Origin of the sequence: Gloeomargarita sp. SKYB120 (assembly GCA_025062155.1) — a bacterium.
GTDB lineage: Bacteria > Cyanobacteriota > Cyanobacteriia > Gloeomargaritales > Gloeomargaritaceae > Gloeomargarita.
Map to the genome: position 1 here is coordinate 55,183 of JANXAM010000004.1, position 26,842 is coordinate 82,024.

At 52.3% G+C, this 26,842-nt stretch carries 16 protein-coding genes; 11 read left to right on the forward strand and 5 right to left on the reverse strand.

All coding sequences use genetic code 11. The features are described from left to right. Window positions 1-230 precede the first annotated feature (230 nt). The 6 genes from NZ705_02865 (at window position 231) to NZ705_02890 (ending at window position 6,289) form a co-directional block, all read left to right on the forward strand. Window positions 231-1,199: an ABC transporter substrate-binding protein gene (locus NZ705_02865; protein ID MCS7291901.1), complete on the forward strand. Its 969-nt coding sequence runs from the start codon at window positions 231-233 to the stop codon at window positions 1,197-1,199. A 37-nt stretch (window positions 1,200-1,236) separates the two neighbouring features. Further along, entirely contained in the window at window positions 1,237-2,061 is an 825-nt protein-coding gene (locus NZ705_02870; protein MCS7291902.1) for an ABC transporter permease, read from the forward strand. A 32-nt stretch (window positions 2,062-2,093) separates the two neighbouring features. Beyond that, the gene (locus NZ705_02875; protein MCS7291903.1) at window positions 2,094-2,891 is read left to right on the forward strand and encodes an ABC transporter ATP-binding protein; all 798 of its coding nucleotides are present in this window, start codon (window positions 2,094-2,096) and stop codon (window positions 2,889-2,891) included. 1 nt (window position 2,892) lies between these two features. Next, a complete protein-coding gene (atzF, locus tag NZ705_02880; protein MCS7291904.1) occupies window positions 2,893-4,227 on the forward strand; it encodes an allophanate hydrolase in 1,335 nt (444 codons plus the stop codon). 130 nt (window positions 4,228-4,357) lie between these two features. Further along, a complete protein-coding gene (locus NZ705_02885) occupies window positions 4,358-4,774 on the forward strand; it encodes a hypothetical protein (protein MCS7291905.1) in 417 nt (138 codons plus the stop codon). Between the two features lie 987 nt (window positions 4,775-5,761). Further along, window positions 5,762-6,289, forward strand: a complete 528-nt coding sequence (locus tag NZ705_02890) for a DUF697 domain-containing protein (GenBank protein ID MCS7291906.1) — start codon at window positions 5,762-5,764, stop codon at window positions 6,287-6,289. 10 nt (window positions 6,290-6,299) lie between these two features. Here NZ705_02890 and cobA read toward each other — a convergent pair whose 3' ends face one another. Next, window positions 6,300-7,766, reverse strand: coding sequence for a uroporphyrinogen-III C-methyltransferase (cobA, locus tag NZ705_02895; GenBank protein MCS7291907.1), 1,467 nt, complete (start codon window positions 7,764-7,766; stop codon window positions 6,300-6,302). Then, window positions 7,763-9,184: a cysteine--tRNA ligase gene (gene cysS, locus NZ705_02900; protein ID MCS7291908.1), complete on the reverse strand. Its 1,422-nt coding sequence runs from the start codon at window positions 9,182-9,184 to the stop codon at window positions 7,763-7,765. The genes cobA and cysS overlap by 4 nt, the downstream gene beginning before the upstream one ends. 117 nt (window positions 9,185-9,301) lie before the next feature. On the opposite strand from cysS, the gene pgeF reads away from it, so the two are divergent. The 3 genes from pgeF (at window position 9,302) to NZ705_02915 (ending at window position 12,451) form a co-directional block, all read left to right on the forward strand. After that, the gene (gene pgeF / locus NZ705_02905; protein ID MCS7291909.1) at window positions 9,302-10,009 is read left to right on the forward strand and encodes a peptidoglycan editing factor PgeF; all 708 of its coding nucleotides are present in this window, start codon (window positions 9,302-9,304) and stop codon (window positions 10,007-10,009) included. A gap of 128 nt (window positions 10,010-10,137) precedes the next feature. Further along, on the forward strand, window positions 10,138-11,148 hold the full coding sequence (glpX, locus tag NZ705_02910; protein ID MCS7291910.1) for a class II fructose-bisphosphatase: 1,011 nt from the start codon (window positions 10,138-10,140) through the stop codon (window positions 11,146-11,148). 10 nt (window positions 11,149-11,158) lie between these two features. Next, the gene (locus tag NZ705_02915) at window positions 11,159-12,451 is read left to right on the forward strand and encodes a glutamyl-tRNA reductase (protein ID MCS7291911.1); all 1,293 of its coding nucleotides are present in this window, start codon (window positions 11,159-11,161) and stop codon (window positions 12,449-12,451) included. Here the strand turns inward: NZ705_02915 and NZ705_02920 are convergent. Genes NZ705_02920 through NZ705_02930 form a run of 3 tightly spaced genes read right to left on the reverse strand, consistent with a single transcriptional unit; the run spans window position 12,448 to window position 23,411 of the window. Beyond that, window positions 12,448-18,693 carry a DEAD/DEAH box helicase gene (locus NZ705_02920; protein ID MCS7291912.1) on the reverse strand — a complete coding sequence of 2,082 codons (6,246 nt, stop codon included), beginning with the start codon at window positions 18,691-18,693 and terminating at the stop codon, window positions 12,448-12,450. The genes NZ705_02915 and NZ705_02920 overlap by 4 nt on opposite strands. After that, complete coding sequence (locus NZ705_02925; GenBank protein MCS7291913.1) at window positions 18,677-19,639, reverse strand: hypothetical protein; 963 nt, start codon at window positions 19,637-19,639, stop codon at window positions 18,677-18,679. Before NZ705_02925 ends, NZ705_02920 begins: the two co-directional genes overlap by 17 nt. Then, complete coding sequence (locus NZ705_02930) at window positions 19,596-23,411, reverse strand: hypothetical protein (GenBank protein ID MCS7291914.1); 3,816 nt, start codon at window positions 23,409-23,411, stop codon at window positions 19,596-19,598. The genes NZ705_02925 and NZ705_02930 overlap by 44 nt, the downstream gene beginning before the upstream one ends. 248 nt (window positions 23,412-23,659) lie before the next feature. On the opposite strand from NZ705_02930, the gene pflB reads away from it, so the two are divergent. After that, window positions 23,660-25,942 (forward strand): formate C-acetyltransferase, encoded by a 2,283-nt coding sequence (gene pflB, locus NZ705_02935; GenBank protein MCS7291915.1) that lies wholly within the window; start codon window positions 23,660-23,662, stop codon window positions 25,940-25,942. Further along, a complete protein-coding gene (pflA, locus tag NZ705_02940; GenBank protein ID MCS7291916.1) occupies window positions 25,908-26,663 on the forward strand; it encodes a pyruvate formate-lyase-activating protein in 756 nt (251 codons plus the stop codon). Before pflB ends, pflA begins: the two co-directional genes overlap by 35 nt. The last annotated feature ends 179 nt before the right edge of the window (window positions 26,664-26,842 follow it).

A 26,842-nucleotide genomic window follows, 5' to 3' on the forward strand; every position in this document is an offset into this window, starting at 1 on the left:
ACTACTTCTTTACAAAAATTTACAATTAAAAATTTTGGGGGCTTATATATGTATCGGGGTAAAGAGAGAGAAAAATAACTGTAGCTTTTGATACTGTTTTTCAGAAAACGAAATTGGGATGGTGAAAAAGGAGCTTGCTGGTAAAACGGTCAAGTGTCAGCAGGCACCTTTCAGTGCGGGTTTGTATCGCTATGAGACGAAAATCATCTCAGCTTGCTGGGGTTTTGTTTGTGCTGAGTTTGTTGCTGGCGGTTAGTTGCGGGCCAGCGAATGTCACGTCCGATGATGTTGTGGTGCGGCTTGGTTTTAGTGCTTGGCCAGGCTGGTTTCCCTGGCAAGTCGCCCAGGAGAAAGGCATCTTTCAGAAGCACAATGTGCGTGTGGAATTGCAATGGTTTGACAGCTACACTGACTCTATGAATGCCCTCAAAGCCGAGCAACTCGATGCCAATTCACAAACGTTAAACGACACAATTAGTGCCGTGGCTGGTGGGGCTGACCAGGTGATTGTTTTGGTCAACGATAACTCCACCGGTAATGACCAAATTATCGTGCGCGAAGGCATCAACACTCTGGCGGATTTGAAGGGCAAAAAACTAGCAGCCGAAGAAGGCTCTGTCAGTCATTTCTTCCTATCGTTGGTGTTAGAACGGGCGGGGTTAACGTTGCAGGATATTACCTTTGTGCCCTTGGAAACGGGGAAAGCCGCCGCCGCTTTTGCCGCTGGTCAAGTGGATGGGGTCGCTGTTTTTGCACCCTTTACCACCCAGGCCTTGAAACGACCGGCTAGCAAAGTGTTAACCAGTTCCAAGGATTTTCCAGGTGCCATTTCCGACCATTTGGTCTTTACTCGCCGGTTTGTGGAGCAGTACCCACAGCAGGTGCAAAAAGTGGTGGATGCCTGGTTCGATACGCTCAAGTACATTCAGGAACATCCTGATGAATCAGTAGCCATCATGGCGAAACGGGCTAACGTCACGGTGGCTGAATACAAGCAATATGCTACCGGCACTCGCATTTTTAATGCCCAAGAAAATGTCACAGCCTTTCAACCCGGCAAGGACATGACATCCCTACCATTTGCAGCCCAGAAAGTCAGTGCCTTTTTGGTGCAGACAGGACTGGCAAAAACTCAACCCGATGTAAGTCGGTTATTCGATGACCGATTTGTGAAAACCTACGTCGCCCAAGCTCAGTAACGCCTAGGCCATGACTCCCGACTCGACACCCCCCCAAATGACGCCGCGCCGTTTGCCAAAGCCGTCTCTACAGCCATCGGTATTCTGGCGCTTGGCTGAAGATATCCCCGCCCCCCTGTACCGGCGATTAATGCTGGTGTCAGTACTAGTGCCCCTAGTGGCCTGGTGGTTGCTAACCACGTTTGGACAGGTGGACGCCAAGTTTTTGCCATCGCCAGGGCAGGTTGCCACGGCAGCACTCCGGCTAGGTCAATCCGGGGAATTGTGGCAGGACACCTGGGCCAGTTTGCGGCGGGTGGGCATTGGGTTTGGGTTGTCGGTACTGGTGGCGGTGCCAGTAGGCGTTTTGATGGGGTGTTTCCAGAGTTTGCGGGCGCTGGGAGAACCCCTATTTGGGTTGATGCGGTATATGCCGGCGCCAGCGTTTATCCCCTTGCTGATTCTGTATCTGGGGATTGACGAAGCCCCCAAAATTGCCCTGATTTTTATCGGTACTTTTTTCTACAACGCTCTGATGGTCATGGACACAGTGAAATTTGTCCCCAAGGAGTTAATTGAAGCGACCTACATGCTGGGTGGTAATCGGGTGAATACAGTTATACGGGTGATTTTTCCCCATGTATTGCCGGGAATTTTGGATACGTGCCGGATCAATTTTGCATCGGCGTGGCAGCTTGTAATTGTGGCAGAACTGGTGGCGGCAACCGAAGGCTTGGGACGGCGGATCAGTTTAGCAGGACGGTTCCTGCGCACGGATGAAATTTTTGTGGGTTTGATGGTCATCGGACTCATTGGTTTGGGTCTAGATTTGTTCTTCCAATATCTGGTGCGGGTGACCTGTCGGTGGGCGCAGCCAGAATGAAGGTTTTTGAGTTGTTGCTTCGGAGGTGATGTATGTTTCTGCAAGTGCGTGAGTTGACCAAGGTTTTCTCCACCCGGCAAGGGCCTTTGCTAGTGCTGGAGAATATCAATCTCTCCGTTGCGCAGGGGGAATTTGTCTGTGCCGTGGGGGCGTCCGGTTCTGGAAAATCCACCTTGCTTCGACAGATCGCAGGCCTTGACCAACCGACGCGGGGCGGGGTGTGGATTGACGGCCAGCGAGTGACGGGTCCGGGGGCCGACCGGGGCATGGTATTTCAGCACTACACGCTCTACCCCTGGATGACGGCGCAGCAGAATGTGGAGTTTGGTTTAGAGCTGCAGGGGGTGCCGAAACGGGAACGGCGAGAACGGGCGCGTTACTACCTGCAGATGGTGGGGTTAAGTCACTTCACCCAGGCGCTGCCCCGGCAGTTATCCGGTGGCATGAAACAACGGGTGGCGATTGCACGGGCGCTGGCGACGGAACCTCGGTTGCTCCTGCTGGATGAACCCTTCGGCGCTCTGGACCTGCACACGCGGGAGATGATGCACGAATTTATGCTGGACCTGTGGCAGCGCACGGGTCTGACAGTGTTCATGATTACGCATGACGTGGAGGAGGCGGTGTTTCTATCCACGCGCATCTTTGCCCTGAGTGCGCGTCCCGGTCGCATCGTGCGTGAAATCACGGTAGACTTGCCTGATCGTTCCCAGGGGGTGATGGCGACCAAACGGCACCCCCGTTTCCATGACTACCGGGATGAGCTGGTGATGCTGTTGCGACAAACGGGTCAGGCGGCTCAACGGCGAGCAGTGGCGATGGCGGCCTGACATGGGGAGTGACGTTCGCCTAGACCTTCAATCCCTACGCCAAGCCTACATCGCTGGTAAACTCGCGCCCACTCAGGTGGTGAAGCAGGTTTACGAGCGCATCGAACGCTACAGCGACCCAGCGGTATGGATTTATCTGGCTCCCCCAGCAGAGAGCTTGGCCCGGGCAGCGCACCTGGAAACCCGTGACCCGGCGGGCTTACCCCTGTACGGTATCCCTTTTGCCATCAAGGACAACATTGACTGGGCGGGAGTACCCACAACGGCTGGCTGCCCAGCGTTTGCCTATGTCCCAGCAGTTTCGGCAACGGTCGTAGCGAAGTTGGAGGCCGCTGGCGCGATTCCCATTGGCAAGACCAATCTCGACCAGTTTGCGACGGGGCTGGTGGGGACGCGCTCGCCCTACGGCATTTGCCGCAATCCCTGGCATCCAGAGTACATTCCTGGCGGGTCCAGTTCCGGCTCGGCGGTGGCGGTGGCGGCGGGTTTGGTGAGTTTTAGCCTGGGGACGGATACGGCAGGTTCAGGTCGGGTGCCGGCAGCGCTCAACGGCATCGTCGGTCTCAAACCTACGCGCGGTTATCTCAGCACCAGGGGCGTTGTACCGGCAGTGCGCAGTTTGGATTGCGTGTCCATCTTCGCCCAGACGGTGGGGGATGCCCAAGCTGTTTTCCAGGTGGCGGCGGGTTTTGACCCGGAAGACCCCTTTTCTCGGCGACCGGCTCCACCCCCGGCGTTACCCCCAACAACGGTGCGTCTAGGCGTTCCCCCGCTGGAACAGTTGGACTTTATGGGCAATCAAGCGGCGGCCCAAAACTACCAGGCGGCGGTGCAGCGGTTTGCCGATATAGGCGCACAGGTGGTGACGGTGGATATTCAGCCGTTTCTCGCCGCTGGGGAATTACTCTACGAAGGAGCGTGGCTGGCCGAACGCACGGCGGCGGTTGGGGATTTTTTAGTCCAGGACCATCCCGGCCTAGACCCGACAGTACGCCAGATCATCCTGGCGGGACGAGAGATTTCGGGTGTCCAGGTGTTCCGGGACATGTACCGCCTGCAAGCGCTGCAACGGGAAACCGAAGCTCAATGGGAACGGATGGACCTGCTGCTGTTGCCAACGATAGGGACAGCCTACCGGGTGCAGGAGGTGCTGGCGCAACCGGTGGAACTGAACCAGCGTTTAGGGCGCTACACCAACTTTGTGAATTTGTTGGATTTGTGTGCGCTGGCGTTGCCCAGTGGCTTTCAGCCTGATGGGTTGCCAACAGGTGTCACTTTGATAGCCCCAGCTTGGCACGAAGCGCAGTTGTGCGCATGGGGTGAGCGTTATAGCTAAGCTGCTTTAGTTTGTCAGAGAGAGGAGAGAAAACCCAAAGGCCAGGCCGTGCGCTGGGACTCAAGGGCTGACAACCATAGATGGCTTGGCTATATTACCAGGCGCTGCCACGGAGAAAAGACCCGTGAGTATGACGGAACCCTGGGTGCGCTTAGCAGTGGTGGGCGCTCATCTCACCGGTCAACCCTTGAATGGGGAATTGCTGGCGTTGCAGGCTCGATATGTACGCACCTGTACCACAGCTCCTATTTACCGTCTCTACGCGCTGCCCGGGGGAGAAATCCCTAAGCCAGGTCTCATCCGTCAACCGCCGGGCCAACCGGGTTACGCCATCGAGGTAGAGGTATGGGAACTGCCGGTGGGAAATTTCGGTCGCCTGGTAGCGCAAATTCCTTCGCCCCTAGGGATTGGGACCGTAGTGCTAGCTGACGGCGAGATGGTGAAAGGTTTTTTGTGTGAATGGTTTGCTATCGTGAACGCCCTAGATATTTCCCATTTCGGGGGTTGGCGAGCCTACTTACGCCAGAGCTACAGCAATCCCACTTGAGGGCACAACAGCCTAGGAACGACTAGGCAATCCCTTCTCGACGTAGCCAAGTCATTCCCCCTTCTTCATTGCCAGTCTAACTGGGTATTGTCATATATAGCTAAAATTACAAAACTTGACATAATTCACAGATGGTTTTATTGACCAGGGATTGCAGATGTTCCACCGCACTTGCCTGTAATTTTCACACCTTTTGCTTAATTCGATACCATACATGCTTAATGGGATTTAAATCTGGTGAATATCTAGGCAAATATATCAGCTCACACCCAGCCGCTTCCACCACTTGCCTAACCGCCGCCGACCGGTGAAAACTGGCATTGTCCATCACTATCTTTTTGCCAGGACCAATCGCTGGTAACAACCACTCACGCAACCAAGTTAAAACGACCTGTAAATTGCAGCTCCCTATCCAGGTTAATGGCTCAATTAATCTCCCGAGATAATCACTACCCATCATATCCCACCCGCCTTCTTCCCATAATTACATAAACTGCTCGCTGGTCAATGCCGGATGGGTCTATGTAAACAACTTCTTCCCGCTTCACAGCCTTCATGTTCTCGAGATATGCTTGCCGCTGTTGCTCGTCTTTTAAGCGCCCTACAAATCGTCATACTAGCCGCCATTTCCTTCTGGGTCAGACTGGAATTTGCTTCGACAAACTTGCGAAATTTATGACTATGCCCCTTTTGGTAACCGGTTTTAGACCATTGCTTGAGCCAACGTTGTAACGTGCGATACCCGATGTGGAACATTTGGCTCACTTCGACCAGTTTCGCACCCCCCACGACCGCTTCAATGGCTTTCTGACGCAGGTCTGTGCTGTAGGCATAGACATCACTCCGTAACCTATCAGCTTTATTCTACGTCGGACTAAATGTTTTTAGCCACATAATTACCACAGTCTAGTTCTTAATAATTTTTTTACTAATAATCCAATGCTTTTCGACTATAATCGGACCGTGGTTGGGCCAGGTAAAACCTGGGTGGAGGATTCAATGGGGCTGGAAAGTGTCATAAACTACTTTGGCAGTAAGTGGGAACAGATAAACCGGTACTTGAGCGGTGATTTTTCGAACTCCACAGATGAAGAAAGAGCGCGGTTTTCCGAGCAGGTTCGACAAATCTGTGCCGTGACGGCTGGGCTTGTGGCTCCCCAACCTATACCAATCGCTGACATATGGATAATCACACCGATTCAATATACGATGGTTAGAGCGATTGGTAACATTTACGGTTATAAACTTGACCCATCTTGCCTCGCTGAGGTAATGGCAGTTGTTGGTGCTGGTATAACTGGCCAACAACTTTGCCTAGCTCTCTATAAGTTGGGTATGCCAGGACTTGGAGGGTTGTTTGGTGCAGGTTTTGTTTTTGCCTGGACACAGGCGATTGGTCATACTGCTGAAGCCTACTTCAAAAGTGGTATGACTATGGTGAAAAGCGAGCTAGAGAAAATACGCGAAGAAGAATTCAAGAAGGCTAAAGACTCGTATTCCCAAGAAAACTCATAATCCTTGATGCTCAGCCGTAGTAGTTTATGATAGCCTTAACCAAACCATCGAGGGTGTATTCCTGAGCTTGAATGTCCACGCGCTGGAAATAGCGTTCACAGGTGCGAGACGTCTGGGGGCCAATTGAGGCAATTAAGCTGTGGGCAATCCAGGTCTGCCAGGTGCCGGGAGCTGCTTGTTCTAACAACTGGCAAAAGTGAGCAACGGTCTTGGAACTAGTGAAGGTCAGCACATGAATGTGACCTTGGCGCAAGTAGCCATAAATGTAAGGGGGAATGTCGCGGGGACAAACGGTTTCGTAGGCGGCAACTTCAGTCACGTGGGCGCCCCGCGCTTGTAAGCCTTCGGTGAGGACCTGCCGTCCCCCACTGGCCACGCGCGGAAATAGCACCCGCATTCCTGTACAATCCTTGGGAAATTCGTCAAGTAAGGCATCGGCGACAAATTCTTTAGGAACTACATCAGCACGTAGTCCCTTGCTCTGTAAATAGGTCGCTGTTTTTTCGCCCACGACTGCGATTTTCAAGTGCGCTAAGGCTCGCCAGTCGTAACCCTGCTCCCACAGGCGGGCCAGGAAAAAATCCACCGCATTGGCTGATGTCAAGATGAGCCAATCGAAGGTGGCTAACTGGTGCAGGGCCTGGTCCAGAGGCGTCCAATCGGGTGGGGGCGTGACGACTAGCGTTGGCAAGCTAACTACCTGAGCGCCCAAACGTTGCAACCGGTCGGTCAATTCACTGCCACTGTCAGCAGCCCGCGTAACGAGGATGTTTTTGCCAGCTAAAGGCAACCGGGATTGTCCCAACTTCTGCTGCGCCGCGCCTGGTCCAACAATGACCACACTGGGTGGTTGCGCTGGCTGTTGCGCCAGTTCCCCTAGCGTTCCCGTCCACACCATTTGCCCGATTTGACCAGCGCCGTGGATGATGGCTGCCGGTGTGTCTGGGCTTTTGCCGTGGTGGAGTAGTTGGGCTTGGATGGCGTCCAGTTGACCGCCCCCCATCAAACACACCACCGTATCCAGACCAGCAATGGCCGTCCAATTCAGGTGTTCCGGTGCATGGGCCGTCACAATGCCGATGGAGCGCCCCCACTGTTTATCTGTCAGGGGAATCCCTGCTAGGGTTGCAGCGCCGGTTGCAGTGCTGACGCCGGGAATGACGTGATAACAGCAATGAGCAGCAGCAAGCGCAGCCAGCTCCTGGGTGGCTTTGCCGAAGATAAACGGGTCGCCGCTTTTGAGTCGCACCACTTGGCGGTTCTGGCGGTAGTGTTGGACCAACAAGTCATTGATTTGCGCTTGGGATAGCCCCTGCACGGAATAGACCTGAGCGCCAGGACGTACCAGCGCCAACACCCGCGGGTCCACCAGCGTGTCGTGAATGACCACGTCGGCTTGTTCCAGAGCTTGACGCGCGGCATAGGTCAAATGCTCTGGCGCCCCTGGCCCTGCTCCCACCAGCCAAACGGCATTCATTCCCGATACCATTCGGTGACGCCGCCGGGCTTATCCACGAGGCGAATCCCCTGGGCTGCTAGGAGTTCCCGAATCCGGTCGGCTTCAGCATAGTTCTTTTGCCGGCGGGCTTCTTGTCGCTGGGCAATCAGAGCGGCGATTTCTTCGCTGATGTCGGGCACTTGTGGTGGTGTGGGCGCAGGGGGCGGGTCAAATTTCAACCCCAGCACCGTTTGCCCCAAGTACACCAGCGTCCGCCACAGACGTTGAAATTCCGGTGTGTGCCGGTGGCCATTGCCGCTGTGGGCCAGACGTTTCAGCTGCTTAGCAACACCAAACAGAACCGCCACTGCTGCCGGGGTGTTGAAATCGGCATTCATCGCTGTTTCAAATTCAGTGCGCACCTGCGGGTCTAAATCGTCCTTTGGCACCGTGGGGACGGCATCCCAGTCGCCCAACCAGACCGCTTGCTGCAACGTGTGCCAACCGGACTGGGCGGCTTGCAGGGCTGGGGGTGTGGCTTCGATGGGTTGCCGATAGTGGGACTGCAAAATCCACAGCCGCAACGCCATCGGTGCGTACTCGGTTAACACATCCCGAATGGTGCGGAAATTGCCCAGGGATTTGGACATTTTTTCACCCGCCACCGTCACAAACCCGTTGTGCAACCAGTAACGGGCCAGGGGTTTTTGGGTCACCGGTTCCGACTGGGCAATTTCGTTTTCGTGGTGGGGAAAAATCAGATCGCTGCCGCCAGTGTGGATGTCAATGCTAGGACCCAGGGTTTTGTAAATCATGGCCGAGCATTCAATGTGCCAACCGGGGCGTCCGGGTCCCCAGGGCGAATCCCAGGCTGGTTCACCAGGTTTGGCCGCTTTCCACAGGGCAAAATCCAAGGGATGCCGTTTGTGGGCCATTTCGTCATCCACTCGCCCGCTGGCGCCGGCTTGCATTTGCTCCAAACTGCGGCCTGATAGCGTGCCATAGCCGGGAAAGCGTTCCACCGCGTAATAAACGTCACCCCCACTGGCGTAGGCATACCCTAGGGTTTCCAATCGCTGGATGAGTTGAATGATTTCGGGGATGGTTTCCGTGGCGCGGGGGGTGTCTTTGGCCGGTAGGATGTTCAAGCGAGCCAAATCTTCGGTGCAAGCTTGGATGTAACGCTCTGTGATCACCTGCATGGGCACCCCTTCCGCCTGCGCCCGCCGGAGAATTTTGTCGTCAATATCGGTGATGTTTTGCACATGCTGGACGTCGTAACCCAGGTACTCCAAATAGCGGCGCACCACGTCCCAAACCACATAACTGCGGGCGTGTCCCAGGTGGCAATAGTCGTAGACCGTCACCCCGCAGACATACATCTTCACCAGGCCAGGTGTTTGGGAAACAAACGGTTCGAGACGCCGGGTGCGGGTATTGTAAACGGTCAGGCTCATGGCAATGCCCAGCCAACGCCAGCAACGACTATCTCTAAGATACCGAGTCGCATGAACCGTCCGGCTACCGCTTACGGAAAACTACAATGAAGGGAACGCTGGGGAGAACGTTCACTCATGGGCTGGCACTGGCACGGCAAGACCCATCTCACCTGCGATTTGCTATCCCCCTGGCGGCATCAGTTTGGTACACGCTGGGGAGGGTCGGATTTTCCCACGTTGCGTAACTATCGCCTGCGCCAGATTCACAGCGGTGTGGTGTTGCTAGCAACCGAAGCCCCTGACCCGCCGAGGGGCGATGGGTTGATTACTACGGAGCCAGGCCAGGGCGTTTGGGTCTGTAGCGCCGATTGCGTGCCGGTGCTGATTGGTTGCGTCAAAACCGGACAGGTGGCTGCGCTCCATGCCGGTTGGCGGGGAACGGCGGCGCGGATTCTTCCCACTGCCATTCAAAAAATGCTGGCCCAGGGGAGTGATTTGACCAGCCTGCGGGTGGCGCTGGGACCGGCCATTAGCGGCGCGAATTACCAGGTGCAAATGGAGGTGGTCACAGCCCTGGCGGCAACCGTAACCACACCGACGTGTCCAACCGTCGAAGCTGTTATCGCCACCTGGCAAACCCAACCTGAATTGCTCCGTCCCGATGGGCAACGCTGGCGCTTGGATTTACGCTACGTCCAACGCCACCAACTGCTGCAACTGGGCTTGGCTCCCGAGCAGATAGACATCGCGCCCTGCTGCACCTACGCCGATGCCCAGCATTTCTACTCCTATCGCCGCGATAAACAAACCCAGGTGCAATGGTCCGGCATCGCTAGCAAATGAATGGGACAGTTGCCAAGGAATCGTCAAAATTATTTAGGACAGTGCCACAAAGTTTAATATCAGCACCCCCCGACGGCATGGACCGGCCCTGATAGACTGGAACAGGGGAGCGTCGTTGAGGGACAGCCGTGGATAGCACGATTGGGTTGGAAATGATCGAGGTCGTCGAGCAGGCGGCCATTGCAGCGGCTAGATACGTAGGCAAAGGCGATAAAAACGGGGCCGACCAGGCGGCGGTGGAAGCCATGCGGGCGCGGTTGAATCAAATCCGCATGCGGGGCCGGATTGTGATTGGCGAAGGCGAGCGGGACGAGGCCCCCATGTTGTACATCGGCGAGCAGGTGGGAACGGGAGCAGCCGACGCCCCAGAAATTGACATTGCGGTGGACCCCTGCGAAGGCACCAACCTGGTGGCAAAGGGACAAAACGGTTCGATGGCGGTGCTGGCTGTGGCGGAAAAGGGGGGCTTGTTTGCTGCGCCTGACTTTTATATGAACAAACTGGCGGCGCCCCCAGCGGCTAAGCACAAGGTGGATATCCGCAAAACGCCGACGGAAAACCTAAAAATTCTCTCCGAATGTTTAGACCGGGCAATAGAGGATTTGAACGTGGTGGTGATGGACCGGCCCCGGCACAAAGACTTGATTGCCGAAATTCGGGCGGCGGGGGCGCGGGTGCGGCTGATTAGCGATGGGGATGTGTCGGCGGCCCTATGCTGTGCCTTTGCTGGAACCAATATCCACGCTCTAATGGGGATTGGCGCCGCCCCCGAAGGGGTGATTGCGGCTGCTGCGATGAAATGTTTGGGTGGCCATTTCCAAGGGCAATTAGTTTATGACCCCGCGGTGGTGCAAACCCCGGAAAGTGAAAAATGGACCCGCGAAGGCAACATCCAGCGCCTGAAGGAAATGGGCATTGAAGACCCCGATAAGGTCTATGACGCCGAAGAACTCGCCAGCGGTCAAAACGTGCTATTCGCCGCCTGTGGCATTACGCCGGGGGTATTCATGGAGGGCGTGCGGTTTTTTAGCGGTGGCGTGCGCACGTCTACCCTAGTGATTTCCACGCAATCCCGAACGGCTCGCTTTGTGGATACCATTCACCTGACTGGCCAACCCAAAGTCATCCAATTGCGTTGAGGAGGAGACCATGCCCGTTGCGGTGGTGGGTTTGAGTCACAAGACAGCGCCGGTGGAGGTGCGGGAAAAACTGAGCATTCCTGAAGAAAAGCGCGTCGCCGCCATTCAAGAACTGTGCAGTTATCCCCATATCCAAGAAGCCACGGTCCTGTGTACCTGCAACCGGATGGAGGTCTATTTCGTCACCGGCGATACCCACCACGGCATCCGGGAGGTCACGGCCTTTTTGTCGGAGCACAGCGGCATTCCCCTGCCCCAGCTACGGCCTTACCTGTTCACGCTGTTGCACCAGGACGCGGTGATGCACTTGTTGCGGGTGGCGGCGGGTCTGGACAGTTTAGTGCTGGGAGAAGGACAAATCCTGGCTCAGGTCAAACACAGCCACAAGCTTGGGCAAGACGCCAAGGGCACCGGCACCGTCCTGAACCGCCTGTTTCGGGGCGCATTGGAAGCGGGTAAACGGGTGCGGGCGGAAACGGGCATCAGCAGCGGGGCAATGTCCATTTCGTCGGCGGCGGTGGAATTAGCCCACTTGCGGGTACCCCAGTTGCACCGGGCGCGGGTGACGGTCGTCGGCGCTGGGAAAATGGCGCGGCTACTGGTGACGCACCTGGTGGCCAAGGGGGTCAACCGGTTAACGCTGGTGAATCGTTCGGCGGAACGGGCCATGGAACTGGCCAGTCAATTCCCCGAGACTCAAATCCACATCCGTCCCCTGGAAGAGTTGGCGAAAACCATCCCCGAATCCGATGTGGTCTTTACCAGCACGGCGTCCACCGAACCCCTAATTCACCGGGCGTTATTGCAATCCTGGCTCTTGCCCCATCAATCCCTGATGCTCTTTGACATTTCTGTGCCCCGCAATGTCTCTGCCGATGTGAACGAATTGCCCCACGTGCATACCTACAACGTGGACGACCTGCGGGAAGTGGTCAGTCGCAACCAGGAGCGGCGGCGGCAAATGGTCATCGAAGCCGAAGCCATTTTGGAAGAAGAACTGGAAGCCTTCGACATGTGGTGGCAATCGCTGGAGACGGTGCCTACGCTGAACCAGTTGCGGGAAAAAGTCGAAGCCATTCGCACCCAGGAATTGGAAAAAGCCCTATCCCGTCTCGGCGCTGATTTGAGCGGCAAGCACCGGGAAGTGGTGGAAGCTTTGACCAAAGGCATTGTCAATAAAATCCTGCACGACCCGATGGTGCAATTGCGGGCGCAGCGGGACATTATGGCTCGACGCCGGGCGATTCAAGCGTTACACACCCTGTTTAATCTCAATCCCGAAGAGTCCTTGTCCCAAAGCTAACCCCTGAGCAGAACAATATAGGTTGGTTCTGTCACTGAATAGGTACCCTGCTCATCCTTGACCAAGAAATCCAACCCCTTGTCGAACAGGACTTGGTGGTGTCGTTGCTCCCCATCAATCAGGGTTAATTTACGCATGTGGGGAATGGCTTTGAGCTGTTGAGGGGGATAGCACTTCAGCTCGAGCGTAACCGCTAAACCCTTTTGCTGAAGATAGTTTTGGATGACGCGCTGGATTTCGGCTCTACGCTTGTAATTTTGCTCCTGGTTCTCATCCCAAAGCTGCACCATTTCTAAAATCATCTTTTCAGTACCAGGGCCAAGCTGTTGCTCCAATAGACCTATTAAAATTTCCGCCTGTTCTGGTTGCAGGTACCGGTCTTGATAGTGAATGACTTTAGCGGGCGAGGGGGTCAGAAATTGCGTCCATTTGAGTCGTTGCTGCAACGTCGTAATACTCATAGACTTCCAGGTCTTATCGGGGAATACCACCTCAGTGTTTTTATCCTCCAGTTCCGCAGCCATCACCGGTCGCGCTTGCTGTTTGAGATGTTGCAAACGCTGAAGCACCGTATTAACACCGCGTTCTGTCGTCGTTTTTAGCCATTCACCGGTTTCAGAGTCTAAAGCGCCCTGTAGAGCCAACCGGTGGGCACCAACATAGCTGCTAAGACATAACTCAATCGGTCGCCGTTCCTGATCCTGAAGAAGATACAGTTGCAAAACACCTTGGTCAAGCCATTGAAACAGTCGCTTGCGCAGCAACCGAGCAGTCGGGGAAGTCGGTTGGGGCAGTTGGCTCACAATGAGTTCCACGCTTTGATTGCGGCTATAAACTGCTTTGATGAGCTGTTCTAGATTATGCAGGGCAAAAGGTTCTGGGTGTGGCAATTCCGGGAGATAGATAATACTTTGACCGTCGGCATGTTGGCTGTAGGCATTGAACTCCTGTAGGGCTTTCTGATGGGAAATACGATAGGCATCCGGCGCAAACGCCTGTAGTTCCGGATCGGGCATGATTTTTTCCATCAGCGGTTGCAGAAATTGCTCAACCTGGTGCCGGTCCAGCTGGTCATGAAATATTTGATTGGCATAAGTTCGCAAGCAACTATAGCAACTGCGACTACAACGACAAGAGCGGACAATTTCATAGGCCCGTTCCAACACCTGAGTAAAGTTTTCACCAATCTTCCGGCTGTAGCCCGCTCCGCCAGGCACGTTGTCATAGATGATAATTTCCGCTGTGATATTTCCTTCTGAAACGGGTCGAAATAAACCGTCTAGCTCGTTGCGGGGGACGTCAATCACTTGAGCCGCTGCCGCCAAGAGCGCGTAGGTCAAAGACCGCCAAAAATCAACATTGACTTGGGGCGATGCGTCCAGGGAGAGAACCTCCTGTCCTGTCGTGACATGTTTAACAGCAAATAATCGGGGGGTATTGGTTTCCGGTTTGAACCGAATTTTCAGCAAGTCACTCACAAATTCATGCCCCAAACTGATCCACTCATAGGTACCAGAACAGGGCCGGTTTGTCATGGGGTTCGTGTGTTGAATAGGTCCAGACTTTTTGCTCTTCGATTTCTTCTGATGGTCTTCCTGTTCTTCAACCTGGGCTGTTAAGTCCCGTCCGCAGAGTCGACAAATGGCATATCCCCTGAAACTTGGACCCTGATTGCACAAGAAAAATCGTCCTCCGCGACTATAAATCAACTGGAAGAGTTCATGCTCACCAGATAAACATTCCGTTTGATGACCTTCCTGGGCCAAGAAAACCTGTGATGTTGGCTGGCGTTTGGGTTTGATATAGGGGGTTACTTTCGGTTCCGTACCCCATTCAGTGGTAAAGGCGATGGGTATTCTATAGGGACGACTCTTTTTGGCAATGGCCACACTCGGTACTCCACCGCAAACGGAACACGTCTCAAACGTTTCGCTCTTAACACCTGAAGTAAAGTAGTTGCAGTGCTGACATATCCAGTAGTAACGTTCCTCCAACTTATTGGGCTGAACAATACCGACGCTGGTGTACACCCGGTCATCCACAATAACATCTTGACCTGGCGCATATTCGCTCAAGGCAACACGCCGGTCCCGCTCCAGGCGATGTTTTGTCCGGCCTTGCGGGTCTTTCTCCCCCGTCATGAGACGTACTACATCAATTGGGAAACCGTAAATGGGTAAAATGCCAGCTCGAGCCAATTCGTCGTGCAAACGACGTTCAGTGACTTTTTTCAGCTCTGCTTCAACACTGTCAATACGCCGGTCAATCCTTTTCCGTTCCGTAGGCCTTTCTCTTCTCTCATTTTCTAGGTAAATTCGCATATCAACCAGGCTCGACCAATCAAGGAGTTGTTGCTTCTCAAAGCAGCGCATGGATGCTACAAATTGATTTAGGAAGCTCATCTCCGAGTTTGACTGATTAGCTAGCTTAGACAACCAGAACTTAGCTGTTTCTTGGGCTTCAGTCGTTGCCAACCAATGCAAGAACTGCACCGCTAAAGATTGGGGGGATGGGTTAAAGTCATCGCTGGAAGACAGTGATAGAACATTAGACGGTAAGTCAAAAAAGTTGGCAATAGTCAAGCTCTCCACACTGCAGTCGTGCTTCCGTAAAAAGGCAGCTAATAGCTCTGTCCGAATATGACGTTCTTGAATTTGGGAGTTTGTAGGATCCAGTTTGGGAATCTGGTTTTTACCTGCAATCAACAGCTCGGGTTGTTCAAAGTAGTAGCGGTCATGAGGACGACGTTGACCATAGACAAGGCTAACAGCCACCCCATCCGTGCGTCGTCCAGCTCGACCAGCCCGCTGTTGATAATTACTGACATGGGGCGGAAAATTGCGCATGACAACTGCTTGCAATTCACCAATATCTACCCCCATTTCCAAAGTTGTTGAGCAACTTAGGAGATTGACACTCCCTCGGCGAAACCGACTTTCTCGTTGGGCCAAATCATCCGTTTCCAACTGAGCAGTGTGTTCCTGTGCTCGTAGAGGTAAAATCTCTCGACTGCAAATCAGATAGCGGTAGTGGTTGTAATCATCATTGATAGTTTCGAGAGTGATAGGCTCTAAAACACCAGTGCATTTGAAAATGGGACACTTTCTAATGTTAAAACTGCTAGATACGTTATCAACCTGCGAAAAGTAGGGTAGGTGCATTATCTGCCGGCAGGTATTACAACGGCACCAATCCGATTTTGTCTCGTAGATATTTAGGAGGTTCCAGGTCAGTTGATAACCGTGGCCATACTTTGTAAAAATACCATACTGATCCATCCACTCATAGAACTTGATTTGTACCTTCTTAAGTTGTTCATATTCACTTTGCGCATCCCAGCCAAATACTTTTTCAAAGTAGTTAGCAAAGGCGCTGGTGACTAAGCGATTGTTTGCCGCAAAATAGGCGCAAAAAGAGATAGCATTCCGATCATCTTTAATTGCTTTCTGGAGTTTTAGAAACTTCTTAATTCGACCATGACTATCCAGGAGACTGGGCTGCTCTCCTTCAATACCACCCACTTCTGGGAAATAGTCTGACGGCCTTTCGATGCTGACCAAACCGTAAAGCCGGATCAAATCGGTCAGTGCGGTCAAGAAAACGACGGCTTCCGATGGAGATACTTGAAAGTCTTTGCAGATTTCGTCTATCCAGGCCTGGTAATGCACATCATGCCAATCCAGATGACAGGTTAACAATCCAAGGGATTCTATCGAGAAACGACGCGATGCAGGTAATCCAAACTCGCGCAACAGCAATTCTCTAGCGCGACGGCGAGCGCGGTCTTCACAATCCTTTCGATTCTTTGCGCTACTATCAAGGGGATCATGAGGCACATAGCTCTGATGGTGCCACTCAGGAGAGCGGTCTGGGTGAGGAATAGAAGCGGTCAAAAAATATTGAATGAGCGCGTTTTCTACTTGACCTACGGAAGCAACTCCCTGTGGGTCGCGAGACTGTTGGAAAGCTTGCCAGACACACTGACGATAGAGAACTTCGGTATGCGTGCGTTGAAAGTCAGAAGCAAAGAAAGCTGCATCTTGTCGCACGTCCGAGAAAACAAGCAATTTACGCCGTGTTGGCTGATGCGTTGGTCTAGCTGATTCAGGTAGCAGTGTAAACAGGCTATCAATCATCACTTCCAGTGGTGCATCGGTATAGGACACAAAACGGCTAATCACAGAGGTTTGACGTCGGTTCGCCGAACAGGCCGGACACTTGGACAAGTATCCTCCTTGGGTATTTTTCGTGCCTGGTGGTACATGCCAGGTCAACCGGTAATGGTTCCCAGAAATATCACAACTTGGGTTGCTGCTACGTCCAACTTCTCCCAACCAACCATCACGCTGATGTAGCAAACACCACCCTGTTGGCGACAGCTCTGTTTCTTCTTCTTCTTCATCCAAGGTCATGCTATCTAAACCAGTGCTTAACACGTAAACCGATGGATCAACTTCCAAGGCCTCTAGGGAAGAAGGTAAAGGCAATAATCGTCCTTGACTATCGAGGCGCATCAAAGTATACGCTTGTCCACATTTGCGGCAACTGGCTAGTTCCAGGACCGGTGATTTACAGTAGTCACAAATTTTCTTCTGACTCAAGTAGAGCTTTCCATAGCGCTGGTTTGGTAAGCCCTCTGTACCAGGACACTTAGGGTTCACACAAACATAGGCCCCTTCCATACTGCGAAATAGCAGATGCAATCGTACTGGTAGCAAGGGTAAGCTCTCAGGACTTTCTCTGGCCAGCGTACCTAACTGTAGTAGATGGGCTAGAGCTTGTTCAAGTTTTTGTTTTTCCTGCTCAGTTATAGCGCCATCTAAACCGGTATGGACCGACCAAAGCAAAGGCGACTGAGTTACTTCCTCCCAGGGTTTTGGACCTGCTGCTAATAACTCAATGACTCGATGAAAAAGGGGATGTTGTTTAAGTGCATACCAAAGGAAGCTGTGTATTTTTTGTGGATAAGGTAGGTGTTCAACTTTTCGCTTTGCGCTTTCAAGTTGGTCTGGCGGAACAATATAACTTAATTCGCGTTCCCATTCTGTTAAATCTGCTTGCAAATCCGGTAAGTTTAATGCATAGAAGTATTCATAGATCTCTTCTGCCAGGACGTGTTCAGGTAGGTTGTAGGGCTGTCCCAGTCGTTCGACAGGCGATACCCGTTCTCCCCGTATGACCTGCTTAAATGCTTCACCGAACAAATCCTGGGCAAACTGTTGGATTTGGGTATCGGCTGACCGGTCGCCAAGCGTTGCACTAGTTGCAATACAGCGTAATTGACCTGCCGTATCTATACCCACTGTATGTTTCAGTCGCTTTAGCAGCATAGAAACTTCTGTACCAACTGAACCATTATAGGTATGAGCTTCATCAAGGACTAACAGGTGAAAATATCCCCGTGAGCGCTCAAAGATAGCTTCTCGTTCCCGAGGTCGAATCAACATGTACTCCAACATGGAATAGTTGGTCACCAGGATGTGTGGCGGCGAAGATTGGATTTCCTCGCGGGACAGTACCTGAACCCTTCTGACTGTCTGAACAGCTTGTTTGACTACCTCCTCTCGATGACCGTCTGAAATGAGCTGCTTTGCATGATCTCGTTCATCGCAGGGTATAAGTCGTAGTAATTCCTCATCGCTATAGGCTGCTAGCTCATCCCGAAGTTGTGAGTCTGCATCCTTCGGTTTCTTACAAGTACGACTTGTATAAAAACTAAATTTGATAAGATAGGACGTCTCGCACTGATGACACAGTAGGCTACGTAAGCGTTTAATCTGGTCATTAACCAGAGCGTTCATAGGATATAAAATCAAAACTCTCACTCCTGCCTGTTGTAGCCTTGAACCTTCCCTAAGCATCGTATCAATAATAGGGATCAAAAAGCATTCTGTCTTACCTGAGCCAGTTCCAGTGGCTACAATAACGTTTTCTTGATTGGTTACTACAGCACGTATGGCTTCAACTTGATGTTGGTAGAGAGGGCGGTCAGGGTCAAAGAATTGAAGAATATCTGGATGCAAAACACCCTGCTCGGTTAATTGACGCAATGTTAAAGAAGGACGATAGGGCTGTGTTCCTTCCAGATAAGGCACTTGCCAGATGTTGCCAGGTTTTTCTAGTTCTTCCTTGAATTGCTGACGTAGGTTGTCATCTCGCAGGGGATAGGCCGTGAGCAAATAGCGAATTAAATCCTCACGCAACTGACGAATAACAGCAACTGGATCAAGATAGTGGTTCATCGTAGATGCACCCTAACCGTTCAAAAAGTATTTTTATCAGACTTTGTTTAATACCCTCAACACGGTAAACCGATTGGCTTATCTTCTGCAAGTATCGTTCACACCACTGGTAGTAGGCCTTTGGCAAATAGATGCCGCTTAAGTCAAGCTCTTGGTTTCGATAAGGGATAATCCGCAAGGGATATCCATCCCTGCGGTCTAAGTAGAACATAGCGTAGATTGCTTGGTCCTTTTCTAATTGATACCACTTCCCATCTTCCAACCAAAAGTACTCCTCAGAATTTTTACCGAAGTCAACCTTAATCAGGCTTTCATTTGTCAAGCCTTCTCGGGAAAGAAGCCGCCAACGCTCACTTTGATTGCAATGAGCAGGGGTATACTGCCAACAGTCACTACCTGTCAGCGGCTCAGGAATTGGCTGACTGCTCCAGACCTGGGGTTTGCTAGGCAATGGTAGTTCTTCTATCAGCTCCCGCAAAGTAACCAATCTAATCCCGTAGCGAGCTAACTCCATCTTGGCATGATGAAAATCACTCACTCGTGAGAGTAACCTTTCTTGATTGGGATTGCTTGTCTTCAAAATTCGGTGAGCCAGGGGAAGATAAGCCCTATCACCGCGAAATTTTAGGTGTTCCGTTCGTATATCTTCGCTCCCTGAGAAAATGATTGGCGGGGCCATACAGTAGTAGTTGTTCGCTCCTCGGAGCACTTCTCCCAACATCTCTAACTTGGATAAAATTTCGTTTATTGCAACCTCAAGTTGCCCATTTTCTTGACCAGGGGCAGCACAGCGGTGCAAGGCATTGACAATATCAACTCTTCGCAAGGGCGCTGGTAAGGTGGGTTTATCAGGCTGGCGATGTTGACTCAGGAGAGTGATGATCTTCCTGGTTACTGTGTTCTCATCCATGGCAGTTCTCATCAGGTAAAAGCTCGGCAATTTCATCTGGAGTTAGCGGTTGCCTACTCATCCAAGCGAAACCACTGGTCGACCTTAAGCAGTCTAAGGCAACTTCCATATCTGAGGGAGATACTTTCACTAGAGCAATATCCCGTTGGTTTTTATCAGGATGTCGTTGGAAATCCAGAATAATACTCCAAAGGTTGTCTTGGCGGATTCGGTCTAACAAGTCCCTACGGAAGTCACCCCTTTTACCTGTTTCAACACCAACCTTGTACCAGTCCCCTTGACGAGGTTCTAAAATTGCTTGCAGCTTAGCTATTAGTGCATTGGCATCTAGCCACTCAGGGAAGAAGAATTCCCTTCGTTGTAGTGAGCGTAGTACCCCTTGAATCCAATTCCTATCCCAGTCCAATTTCAGTGCAACTTTCTGAAATTCATTCAGCAAGCTATGGTCTAGGATAGCGTAGCAAAATTCGGTCAAATTCTTATTTTCATCGGGAGATATACTAAAGTCATATTGTTTGTAACCGCACCACCAGCCAATAGCTTTCACAACTTTCTCGGCATCGTCAATCTGCCAGTAGTAGATGCCAGGATTAATATTCTCTAGCGATATAGTGACCTGGGAACCTTCAGGAATCGAAATTGCCACTTGCGCCTCATGGGGTCTCAGTAAATTCCAACCTATCAGTTTGTAATCAGAATGGGGATTCAATCCTTTCAGCAGGAGAGCTTTGTCTTGCCATTCCCAGGTTATTTGCCTTAGGAAAACTAATGCTTGGGGTGACTGACCGCTACGCCGGTAATCAAGACGAGTTGCTGACGGTAATAAATCACGCAGGCTGGCTAGTTCCACAGTCAATTGACCGTTTTTGTCAGCCTGTCGCGTTTGGCAAACGGAGCAGTCAAGCAGTAAATCAACCGGCTCTAAGGGCCATAGCCCTGTGATGATCAATGTCTCAGACCAAAGTTGATGGCTACCGTCTAGTTCAAGGGGTAGCTGGTTAATTCTCACGCAATCAACGCCCTGTCTCCTTAGAATTGCAACCTCTGGAAATTCAGCAACATGCTCTTCCCTAATCTCATAGCTGGCCTTTACATCGAAAGCTTGGGACCAATCACGCAAGCTAACTCTGTATTGTCCAGGTTGTTTAATCCACTCATCTAAGTTGATAGGTAGCCAATCATTGCTGTGGAAATCAGTTAATCGTTTCTCGAAAGGAGTGTCTGATGCTGGTGTTTCAATAGCAAGTACTAATTCCGTTTCTTCCGGGCGCCGCAGATACCAAAGGGTAGGTACTTCCAGATAGGAGAATCTCTGGCGCGGCAGAGATAAACCTCTTAAACAGGCATCTATGGGGGACAAACGCCATTCTACCTTGCCAAAGGAAAACTCTAATTCGCCGAACTGGGCCGTGAGCTTCAATCGCTTGCCGTACCAGCCGCTGATGCTACAGGGCACATGGGCATCAATCACCTCTACAGCAACCCCTGGGTGAATCTCATTGCCTTCCTGAGTAAAACAGAAGATTTCCGTAGCACCAGCGATAGACGGTTGAGATTGTAGATATTCGCCGGTCCAGGCATCAAATATCAATGCAGGGAAGTTAGATGAAATCCCATTGACCTCCCAGCATAGTAACTCCCTCCCCTGGTCATCTGTGAGTTGCCACACCCATTTTTCAGGGATGTGCTGAAGGGTTTGGGTAAGTTCAGGAATCGTGACTTTTCCAGAGGGGTCAATGCGGCCCTGCCAGTTGACTTGGGGAATGAAGCAAACCCCTGGTGACCAGTTAATATGCTGTAGGTATTGCTCAGGAAGGACTAGTTGGATATTTAAGGTTTCTACATCGAGCCATAGTGTTAGAGGTCTGCGCTGGATTGTTAGCCAATTCCGGCCTGGTCGTTCAGGACTCAAAATTCGGACAACCGCATCCCAGTCTCTCACAAAAAATTTGAACTCAATTTTTTCCGTTACTATAAACTCCTGACGCTGGGCATCATCCAGTAGAATCTCCGGCTGCTTGCCATGCTCCCTTAGAACCACAGCTACACGAGCGATGTCCTGGAGTATTTCCCCTGAGATAGGCTCCATACCGGGCCGACAACTGTACTCTAGAAACCGCTTGAGTAATCTTCTGCTAGGGTAACGATCTCGACAAATATCGAGCAGCTTTTGGGCAAGTGATAAGGTGTCGTAATCCCTGATCTGCTGCCAGTTTAGTTCTGCACCTAAGTCCACGATGACATCGGCAAAATGGTGTAGGTTGTGTCGGGGGATGCCGCTCTGCAGCCAAAGGGTAGAGACCACTTCGTAGCCGTCTTCTGCAATTGGTAGCTTAAGCTTTTTGATGCCCTGCCTAGCAATTTCTCTTAGTGAATTCTGCATCTTCTGTTGACTTGGAATATCTAATCTCTTGCACAAGCCTTCCCAGAAGCGATTTTCATAATCTTCTTCATCACTATCCATGTAGTAAGCATACTCAACAAAAGCGAAGGTAATAATTTTAAGCCAGTAGAGGTTTTCTTCATCACCGCAGCGCTCGTGTAGATGATCGTACCTAATGTTGTTTTCCCCGAATCGCTTCAGCTCGGAGCCAACGATGCTGAGAATTGTTTTGGTCCCCCAAGTTTCATCAGTGTCTTTTTTAGGCAAGCAGATGCTACCTAGAAAAAGTGGGTCTTTTTTGGTGCAGCGGGGCCACAGTACATCTTCCCATAGCCACTCTGTATGCTCAACGTTACTCAACCGAAACTCCTTAGGTGGAACAAGAGGTACAAATTTTCTGACCTTACTGGAAATGGAAGTAAGCTGCCTATCTACAGTTACAGTTGTCGTTTGGCTAGGGGCTGGTACTCCAAGCTCCAAACCTTGCTCTTGAGGTGGTGACGACTCTTTTCCTTCAGAATGTAGAGCATCTTCCTGTAGAACACGCTGGCACTGCGCCTGTAACTGTTCCAATGTCCGGCGCAACTCGTCCTGTCTTGCAGTAAGTGTATCCAACTCTTCCTGACACTGTAACTTGCTAGTTTCTAGTTCCCTTTGACGCTGCTTCAAAACTTCGATTTCATCTCGAAGTGTTTCAATCTGATGATTCAACTGGCTTTTCTGCTCATGCAGGTTGCTGAGTTCGTCTCGGGCGGACTGGATTTGCTGCTGTAGGTCTTGTCCCTGTGATGCGAGAAGATTGAGTTCGCAATTTAAATCTTCTTTGGCCTGTCTAAGTGCTTGCACATCTTGCTCTAAATGTTGTCGCTGCTCTGCGAGTTCTTGTCGCCGGAGTAGTAGAGTCTGTCGCTGATTTTCTAAGTACTCGACTTGGGCACCTAACGCTTGCCTTTGCTGCTCAAGACGATTAATTTCATCCTGAACCTGCTGCGTTCGATGTTGCAGTTCTTGCTCTTGGAATGAGAGTGCCTGAACCTGCTCTTGTCGGGTCTGGACTTGTTGGTAAAGTTCTGCTTTCTTTTGCTCAAGTTCATCAATGTCGTTCTGTAGAGACTTTTGGCGGCTCTCTAAGGCGGCAATCCGTTGTTCTAGCTCGTGGCGCTGACCATCTAAAATGCAATGTCGCCTATTTAATAACTCGATCGCTTGGCGGATGGATTCTCTCTGCTGAATCAGTTGCTCCAGTTGAGCGGATGGAGTGGAAGGCTGTTTTTGAAACTTCTCGATCAGTAAAACACTAGCAGCAGAAACTGTGGCAATTGCACCGGTTACCACAGCTTTTTGTGGGTTTCTGCTCACAATGAGACTAGCAACAAAACTTAGCCCGAAGATGCAACCGCCTGCAATTAACCACCGATGACCCACAGACACCCCCAATCGGTTGCTGGCCTTCAGATTAGTAACAATTGATACTGTTGAACCACGGCCCTGACAGCTTGACCAGTCGTGACTATTTTACCAGACGGGAACGGGGAGTTGTTAGACAAGTTTACTGATGCAGTTACAGGCTGTAAAACGTTAACGGAATCGTAAAGTTACGGAAGCTGCCGGAGTTGCAGATGGATAATGGAAATGGGGAGTGAATTGAATGCCCCCCAAAGGAGGCGTAAGCCATGGCCAAAGAAGGTTTGGAAGTTCTGGAAAAAATCCACCCCGAAACAGAGACACTGCGACCGGAATGGCAAGGGTTTCAACCAGGGGTGTGGCAAACAGAAGTGAATGTGCGGGATTTTATCCAACGGAATTACACGCCCTACACAGGCGATGGGTCGTTTTTGACGGGGCCGACGGAACGCACCCGCAAACTCTGGACGCAGGTTCAAGAACTGATGCGCCAGGAACGGGAAAAGGGGATTTTGGACGCGGATACATCGCTGCCGTCGAGCATCACATCGCACCCACCAGGCTACATTGACCGGGAACTGGAACAAGTTGTGGGCTTGCAGACGGATAAACCCCTGAAACGGGCCATCATGCCGTTTGGGGGGATTCGCATGGTGAAAAACGCCCTGGAGGCCTACGGCTATCAACTGGACCCCAAGACGGAGGAAATTTTCACCAAGTACCGCAAGACCCACAACGACGGGGTATTTGATGCCTACACACCGGAGATGCGCACCTGCCGCCGCTCGGGGATTATTACGGGGTTGCCGGATGCCTACGGACGGGGGCGGATCATTGGCGACTACCGGCGCGTGGCGCTCTACGGGACGGCGTTTCTGATTGCGGATAAGCAGGCGCAGTTGCACTCGCTGGATGACCGGGAGATGGATGAACCCACCATCCGGCTGCGGGAGGAACTCGCCGAACAAATCAAGGCCCTGCGGGAGCTGGAAAGCATGGCCCAGAGCTATGGGTTTGACATTTCCCGCCCGGCGGCCAATGCCAAGGAGGCGTTCCAGTGGTTGTACTTCGCTTATCTGGGGGCGGTCAAGGAGCAAAATGGCGCGGCCATGTCCCTGGGACGGGTGTCCACGTTCCTGGATATCTACTGTGAGCGGGATTTGCAGCGAGGGTGGTTGACGGAAACCGACGTCCAGGAACTGGTGGACCACTTCGTGATGAAGCTGCGTATGGTGCGGTTTTTGCGGACGCCGGAATACAACGAGCTGTTTTCGGGGGACCCCACCTGGGTGACGGAATCCATTGGCGGCATCGGGGAAGATGGGCGACCCCTGGTGACCAAAACCAGCTTTCGCTTCCTGCAAACGCTCTATAACCTGGGGCCGGCGCCGGAACCCAACTTGACCGTGCTGTGGTCGGAGCGCTTGCCAGAAAACTTCAAACGGTTCTGCGCCCAGACGTCTATTGCCACCAGTTCCATCCAGTACGAAAACGATGACCTGATGCGCCCCTACTTCGGCGATGACTACGGGATTGCCTGCTGTGTGTCGGCGATGCGCATTGGCAAGCAGATGCAGTTTTTTGGGGCGCGGGTGAATCTAGCCAAGGCGCTGCTGTATGCCATCAATGGCGGGCGAGATGAAAAATCCGGGGAACAGGTGGCGCCGCCGATGCCCCCCATCACTAGTGAGGTGCTGGATTTTGAGGAGGTGAAGCAACGCTACGAGCAGGTCCTGGCATGGCTGGCCCGCACCTACATCCACACGCTTAACGTCATCCATTACATGCATGACAAATACTGCTACGAGCGGTTGCAGATGGCGTTGCACGACCGGGATGTGTACCGCACGATGGCCTGTGGGATTGCCGGGTTGTCGGTGGTGGCGGATTCCCTGTCGGCCATTAAATACGCCAGGGTGAAACCGATTCGGGATGAACGGGGCCTGGCGGTGGACTTTGTGATTGAAGGGAGTTATCCCGCTTACGGCAACAACGACGACCGGGCCGATGAACTGGCGGTGTGGGTGGTGCAGACCATGATGCGGGAGCTGCGCAAGCACAAAACCTATCGGGATGCGGTGCCCACGCAATCGGTGCTGACCATCACATCCAATGTGGTCTATGGCAAGAAGACAGGGACAACGCCGGATGGTCGTAAAGCGGGACAACCTTTTGCCCCTGGCGCCAACCCCATGCACGGGCGGGACTGCTGCGGGGCGCTGGCATCACTCGCATCAGTGGCGAAATTGCCTTACAGCGATGCCTTGGATGGCATTTCCAATACCTTTTCCATCGTGCCGGAGGCGCTAGGACGCACGGAGGCGGAGAAGGTGAACAACCTAGTGACCATGCTGGATGGCTATTTCCACGACGGCGGGCACCACATCAACGTCAACGTCCTGCGGCGGGAAACGCTCCTGGATGCTATGGACCACCCTGAACGCTACCCGCAGTTGACCATCCGGGTGTCGGGCTATGCGGTGAACTTCATCAAACTCACCCGTGAGCAACAGTTGGATGTCATTAATCGCACCTTCCACGAGCGCCGTTAAAGGCCGGATTCATTCCTACGAAACCATGGGCACGGTGGATGGTCCGGGGATTCGCTTTGTGGTGTTTACCCAGGGCTGTCCACTCCGGTGCCTGTACTGCCACAACCCCGATTGCCGGGATTTCTACAGCGGGCGAGAGGTGACGGCGGGAGAAGTCATCGCCGAAATTGCCAAGTACCGGTCTTATTTGAGCAAGGGGGGTGGCGTCACGGTCAGCGGCGGCGAACCCCTGATGCAACCGGAATTTACGGCGGCAATTTTTCAGGGGTGTCACGCGCAACTGGGGCTGCACACAGCGCTAGATACATCCGGCTACTGCCCGATTGCCGTTGCCCAACCGGTGCTGGAACACACGGACCTAGTGCTACTAGATATTAAATCCTTTGACCCAGACATCTACCAGCGCGTTACCCATGTGTCCCTAGAGCCAACCCTAGCAATGGCGCACTATTTAGACCAGATTCACAAGCCCACCTGGATTCGGTTTGTATTAGTGCCGGGGTTGACCGACCCGCCCCACAACATCGAGGGCCTGGCGGATTTTGTGGCGACGTTGGGCAATGTGGAGCGGGTGGAAGTGCTGCCCTTTCACAAGATGGGGGAGTACAAGTGGGAACAGTTGGGCCTGGAATACTTGCTCAAAGATACGCCGGAACCCAGTCCCGAGCTCGTAGAGGCGACCAAGGCGGTTTTTCGCGCACGCGGCTTATTCACGCCTTGATCCTAAGAAGAAGCTGAAGTTTTGGGGGAAATCCTTTGGCGCTTTGTAGCCTGGAGGTAGGAGGGAATTTATACCTAGACGCAACGGTTATTGCTAAGGCACCTATGCTGGTTACCCCTTAGGTCGCAGGGCCTAGCTCTGTTATTACTGCTTGCTCTGACCCAGGCAAGTGGCTTGGC

What these genes read in the sequence shown, in the direction of transcription:
- NZ705_02885 (MCS7291905.1), top strand. Translation starts at nt 4,358, where the DNA reads ATGACGGAACCCTGGGTGCGCTTAGCAGTGGTGGGCGCTCATCTCACC.
- NZ705_02875 (MCS7291903.1), top strand. Translation starts at nt 2,094, where the DNA reads ATGTTTCTGCAAGTGCGTGAGTTGACCAAGGTTTTCTCCACCCGGCAA.
- pflB (MCS7291915.1), top strand. Translation starts at nt 23,660, where the DNA reads ATGGCCAAAGAAGGTTTGGAAGTTCTGGAAAAAATCCACCCCGAAACA.
- pflA (MCS7291916.1), top strand. Translation starts at nt 25,908, where the DNA reads ATGTCATTAATCGCACCTTCCACGAGCGCCGTTAAAGGCCGGATTCAT.
- NZ705_02870 (MCS7291902.1), top strand. Translation starts at nt 1,237, where the DNA reads ATGACGCCGCGCCGTTTGCCAAAGCCGTCTCTACAGCCATCGGTATTC.
- cobA (MCS7291907.1), bottom strand. Translation starts at nt 7,766, where the DNA reads ATGAATGCCGTTTGGCTGGTGGGAGCAGGGCCAGGGGCGCCAGAGCAT.
- pgeF (MCS7291909.1), top strand. Translation starts at nt 9,302, where the DNA reads ATGGGCTGGCACTGGCACGGCAAGACCCATCTCACCTGCGATTTGCTA.
- cysS (MCS7291908.1), bottom strand. Translation starts at nt 9,184, where the DNA reads ATGAGCCTGACCGTTTACAATACCCGCACCCGGCGTCTCGAACCGTTT.
- NZ705_02915 (MCS7291911.1), top strand. Translation starts at nt 11,159, where the DNA reads ATGCCCGTTGCGGTGGTGGGTTTGAGTCACAAGACAGCGCCGGTGGAG.
- NZ705_02925 (MCS7291913.1), bottom strand. Translation starts at nt 19,639, where the DNA reads ATGAAATTGCCGAGCTTTTACCTGATGAGAACTGCCATGGATGAGAAC.
- atzF (MCS7291904.1), top strand. Translation starts at nt 2,893, where the DNA reads ATGGGGAGTGACGTTCGCCTAGACCTTCAATCCCTACGCCAAGCCTAC.
- NZ705_02920 (MCS7291912.1), bottom strand. Translation starts at nt 18,693, where the DNA reads ATGAACCACTATCTTGATCCAGTTGCTGTTATTCGTCAGTTGCGTGAG.